This is a genomic window from Streptomyces sp. FH025 (genome assembly GCF_017427025.1).
Classification (GTDB): Bacteria; Actinomycetota; Actinomycetes; order Streptomycetales; family Streptomycetaceae; genus Kitasatospora.
Genome location: NZ_JAFLNG010000669.1, coordinates 1 through 4,263 on the forward strand (window position 1 = coordinate 1; position 4,263 = coordinate 4,263).

The following is a 4,263-nucleotide window of genomic DNA, read 5'->3' on the forward strand; positions in this document are numbered from 1 at the left end:
CACCTCCTTCGCTCCGCCGCCCCGGGACGCACGATCCCGGTGGCCAGTCGCTCACCCTAGCACCTGACCGGGCATCGACACCGGGGGGTTTCCCGAGCCTTGACGGTCTCGGGCGCCCACGCGCCGACGGGCCCGCCCTCCGCGCGGCCCGCGCGCCCGCCCGGGTTACGCTCACCGGCATGGCGCACGACTTCCCGCTCTTCGGCGACCCCCACGGCGGCAGCTCCTCGGAGCTCTCCCGGGAGGCGGTGCTGGCCGCCGTCGAGGCCCGGCTGATCTCCACCTTCGGTGAGCCGAGCGGCCGCGCCGCCGTCACCTTCCTCGGCGCGGACCGGATCGAGGTGCTGCGCTTCGGCCCGGACGCCGGGGGCCTGGTCCGCTACACCACGCTCGGGATGTCCGCCGCGCCGATGGCCGACCCGACCTCGCCGGTCGCCGACCAGCTGCGCGGCCCCCGCGTCGAACTGCTGCTGACCGTGCGCGGCGGACGCGACGGCGTGCTGCGCAGCCTCGCGACCTTCGCCGCGACCCCGCAGGTCGAGGGCCTGGTGGTGGCCCCGGGCGGCTCGCTGGACCTCGGCGCCCCGCTCTGGGACGGCGCCCCCTTCACCTCGGTGCTGGCCGCCGAACCGGGCGGCCTCGTCGAGGACCTGGAACTCGCCGAACCCGCCGAGCCGGTGCGCTTCCTGCCGCTGCTGCCGATGACGCCCAACGAGGCGGGCTGGAAGCGGGTGCACGGCGCGGCCGCGCTCCAGGAGCGCTGGCTCGACCAGGGCACCGACCTGCGCGATCCGGACCGGCGGGGCGTCAAGCTCGACTGACACCCGCTCAGCCGGGGCGTACGGCAGGGGTCGTGCGCCGCCACCGCGCCCCGGCACGCCGGAGCGCGGCGGCCCCGCCGCTCAGCGCTCGATCGGCTTCGCGCCGGTGGCCTGCGCCAGCAGCGCCTCGTACACCGCCGGGTCGGTGGTGTACTCGCCGAGCCGGACGGTCTTGCGGCTGCCGTGGTAGTCGCTGGAGCCGGTGACCAGCAGCCCGAGCTCGCCGGCCAGGCCGCGCAGCCGCTGCCTGGTCTCCTCGTCGTGGTCGGTGTGGTCGACCTCCAGCCCGGCGAGCCCGGCCGCCGCGAGGTCGGCGATCACCCCGTCGGACACCGTCCGGCCGCGCTTGACCGCGCCGGGGTGGGCGAAGACCGGCACCCCGCCGGCCGCCCGGACCAGCCGCACCGCCTCGACCGGGTCGGTCTCGTGCTTGCGGATGTCCGCCCGGCCGCCGTTGGCGAGCCAGTCCGGGGTGAACGCGTCCGAGACGGTGGCCACCACGCCGGCCTCGACCAGGGCGCTGGCGATGTGCGGCCGCCCGACCGAGCCGGCCCCGGCGATCCGCCGCACCTGCTCCCAGGTGATGTCCGCGCCGAGCTCGCGGCAGCGCTCGACGATCGCCCGCCCGCGCCGGAAGCGGTCGGTGCGCACCAGCTCCCGCTCGCGCGCGAACTCCGGCTCCTCGGGGTCGAACAGGTACGCCAGCAGGTGCATGCTGATGCCGTCCACCACGCAGGACAGCTCGGCGCCCGGGACGAGGGTCAGCCGGGTGCCGTCCGGCAGCGCGTGCACCGCTCCGGCGGCCTCGGCGTGACCGCCCACGGTGTCGTGGTCGGTGAGCGCCACGACGTCGAGGCCGGCGGCGACGGCCGCCGCGACCAGCTCGGCCGGGCTGTCGGTGCCGTCGGAGGCGTTGCTGTGGGCGTGCAGGTCGATGCGCACGGGGCGGACTCCTGGAGGCTCGTGGGTGCCGCCCAGGATAGGACGTTCAGCCCAGCAACCGGGGGGAGAGGGCCCCGCAGGGCAGCAGGTCCAGCTCGGCGCCGGCCTCGCGCAGGTCGGTGAGCACCAGTTCGTCGTACATCACCAGGGCGGACTGCTCGGGCCAGGCGACGGCCCAGAGCCAGAGTCCGCGGGCCTCGCCGACGAACACCGCGCGGTCGTCCGGGGAGTCCGGGACGTGGAACATCGGGGTGGGGCGCCCGGCGGCCATCAGCTTGGCGTCGGCGGGCTTGTAGAGACCGACCGAGTCGCCCGGGTCCGGCCCGGGCAGTCCGGCGTAGCGGGCGCCGAGCCCGACCCCCAGCTCCTCGGCGATCAGCACCAGCTCGCCGAAGCCGCCGAGCGGCGCCGGCCCGGAGCAGGCGACGGCGGTGGCGCGGGCGCCCGAGACGTCGTCGCCGACGTGGGCGATGCCGGTGTAGAGCCAGCCCACCGGGAGCGGCCAGGGCAGCCAGACGGGGACCTGGGAACGGGCGACGGCGACGCCCAGGGCTTCCACGCTCGGGGGCAGCACGGGCTGCATCGGGTGCACCGCTCCGTGCCGGTCACACTGCCAGGTGTCCGAAAACAGACCGGGGGCGCGGACCCGACCGGCGCACCTCGGGCAGCTTGGCTCGCCCCTCATAGCCGACAACGCTCCTCCCTCCGGACCGCCGCGTCAAGGACGATCACCCGTACGGACGGCTCGGCGGCACCTGTCGGTGGCGGACGCCCGGCCGGCGCTGGGTGGGGTGCGGCGCGGGCGGTTCCCGTTGGGGGGATGTCCCGTGACGGGAGGCGGCAAACGTCCCGGGCTCAGGCCCCGGACACACTGACGCCCCGTCATCGTCGATCGCGGTGACGGGGCGTCAGTCGGGTATCGGAACGTCCGGATCGGATGCTCCCGGCTCGTCGGCGGCGGGTGAGGCCTCCCGGTCGGAGGCGCCGCGCGGGGTCAGACGGTCGGGCACGGACGGATGAGCAGGCGCTCGCCGGTGCGGGCGGCGGCCTGGACCAGCTCCTGCACGGTGGCGGCGTCGGCGATCAGGCGGTCGGTGGCGGAGCCGTTGGCGTCGTCAAGTCGGACGATCTCGAATCGCATGGTCTTCGTCATGGGCGTCTCCCTTCCTGGCCCCGTCGGTCGGGGCGGTTGCGGCTGAGTCGGTATCAGCCCTTGCGGGGTCCGGCGGATCCGGCGGTGCGGCCGGACCGGTCGGGGCGTACGTGCGGCGGTCTGCTGCGGCAAGAGCTCCCCCTGCTTTGCCTGGTGCGTCCAATGCCTCGTGAACCACGGTGCCGTGGCGGTGCTACCGGGCCGTTGCCCGTCCGTAACGCCCGGGTTTCGACTGATCGGCGCCCGAGTGCGGGCCGGTCGATGATTCCCGGACAGAATCAAAGATTACCGTAACTAACGAATTTTGTCCTGCGTTGAGGACGGTCGAACTTCGAGAAGTGGTACAGACCACTCCGGGTGCAGGGGTCGGTCAGGCCCAGAACGAGGCCAGCGCCGCGGCCGTGGCGGCGGGCCGCTCGGCGTTGGGGGAGTGGCCCGCGTCCTCGATCACCACCCGGCGGGCGCCCAGCCGCTCCGCCATCCGGGACTGCTCCGGCACCGGCCAGGCGTAGTCCCGCACCCCGGACAGCACCAGCACCGGCAGCACCCCGGCGGTCACCGCCGCCAGCTCGGCCACCCGGTCCGGCGCGGCCACCAGATGGGCGCCGGTGACGGCCAGCGCGCGCGGCACATGGGCCACCCAGCGGCGGTGCAGGAACTCCGCGACCTCCGGCTCCACGGCGGGCCTCGGCTCGCCGCCGCTCTCCTCCATCCGCCGCATGACCTGCCAGATCTCCTCCAGGCTCAGCGCCGGCAGGACGTCCAGCAGCAGCTTGGTCCGGGCCGCCTCGGCCGGGTCGATCGCACCCGGGCCGGTGGACATCAGCGTCAGCGAGCGCCACGGCAGGGCCCCCTCCGCGGCCGCCGCCAGCACCGCCTCCCGCACCACCTGGCCGCCGAAGGAGTGCCCCAGCAGGTGGACCGGCCCGCCCTCCGCCGCCAGCGCCTCGGTCAGCGCCCGCACGTCCGCGCCCAGCGCCGCCACCGTGTACGCGGCCGGATCGTCCGGCCCGCCCGTCTCGTACTGCCCCCGCTGGTCCACGGCCGTCACCCGGTAGCCGGCCGCCGCCAGCGGCTCCAGCAGCCCGATGAAGTCCTCCTTGCTGCCCGTGAACCCCGGCACCAGCAGCGCCGACCCCCGCACCGCCTCGTCCGGCTCCGCTCGCAGCGCGGCGAACCCGCCCCGCGCGGTCACCACCCGCTCCGCCCGCGCGCATCCGGGCAACGTCAGGAAAGGCGGGGTGCTCATGCGCACCTCACGACTGTTCGCTCGCTGCGCTCGCTCACGGACTGTGTTCCTTCCTGCGACGGACCGGCATTCCGAGCCTACGGCCCGGGGCCGACGAG

Annotated in this window: 5 protein-coding genes; 1 reads left to right on the plus strand and 4 read right to left on the minus strand. The window is 75.4% G+C overall.

The features are described from left to right. Positions 1 to 179: 179 nt before the first annotated feature. A complete protein-coding gene (locus J0670_RS31715) occupies positions 180 to 821 on the plus strand; it encodes a suppressor of fused domain protein (RefSeq protein WP_207815385.1) in 642 nt (213 codons plus the stop codon). 81 nt (positions 822 to 902) lie between these two features. Here the strand turns inward: J0670_RS31715 and J0670_RS31720 are convergent, their stop codons facing one another. The 4 genes from J0670_RS31720 to J0670_RS31735 all read right to left on the minus strand — a co-directional run bounded on the left by J0670_RS31720 (position 903) and on the right by J0670_RS31735 (position 4,165). After that, positions 903 to 1,763 carry a PHP domain-containing protein gene (locus J0670_RS31720; protein ID WP_207815386.1) on the minus strand — a complete coding sequence of 287 codons (861 nt, stop codon included), beginning with the start codon at positions 1,761 to 1,763 and terminating at the stop codon, positions 903 to 905. 46 nt (positions 1,764 to 1,809) lie between these two features. Continuing rightward, complete coding sequence (locus J0670_RS31725; protein ID WP_207815389.1) at positions 1,810 to 2,448, minus strand: DUF6758 family protein; 639 nt, start codon at positions 2,446 to 2,448, stop codon at positions 1,810 to 1,812. Positions 2,449 to 2,757: 309 nt separating this feature from the next. Continuing rightward, complete coding sequence (locus tag J0670_RS31730) at positions 2,758 to 2,916, minus strand: hypothetical protein (RefSeq protein ID WP_207815393.1); 159 nt, start codon at positions 2,914 to 2,916, stop codon at positions 2,758 to 2,760. A gap of 370 nt (positions 2,917 to 3,286) precedes the next feature. Continuing rightward, the gene (locus tag J0670_RS31735) at positions 3,287 to 4,165 is read right to left on the minus strand and encodes an alpha/beta fold hydrolase (protein WP_207815391.1); all 879 of its coding nucleotides are present in this window, start codon (positions 4,163 to 4,165) and stop codon (positions 3,287 to 3,289) included. Positions 4,166 to 4,263: the final 98 nt, after the last annotated feature.

Bases quoted from the DNA above. Each gene is read 5' to 3' on its own strand.
- J0670_RS31715 (WP_207815385.1), top strand. From the start codon at position 180: ATGGCGCACGACTTCCCGCTCTTCGGCGACCCCCACGGCGGCAGCTCC.
- J0670_RS31725 (WP_207815389.1), bottom strand. From the start codon at position 2,448: ATGAGGGGCGAGCCAAGCTGCCCGAGGTGCGCCGGTCGGGTCCGCGCC.
- J0670_RS31730 (WP_207815393.1), bottom strand. From the start codon at position 2,916: ATGACGAAGACCATGCGATTCGAGATCGTCCGACTTGACGACGCCAAC.
- J0670_RS31735 (WP_207815391.1), bottom strand. From the start codon at position 4,165: ATGAGCACCCCGCCTTTCCTGACGTTGCCCGGATGCGCGCGGGCGGAG.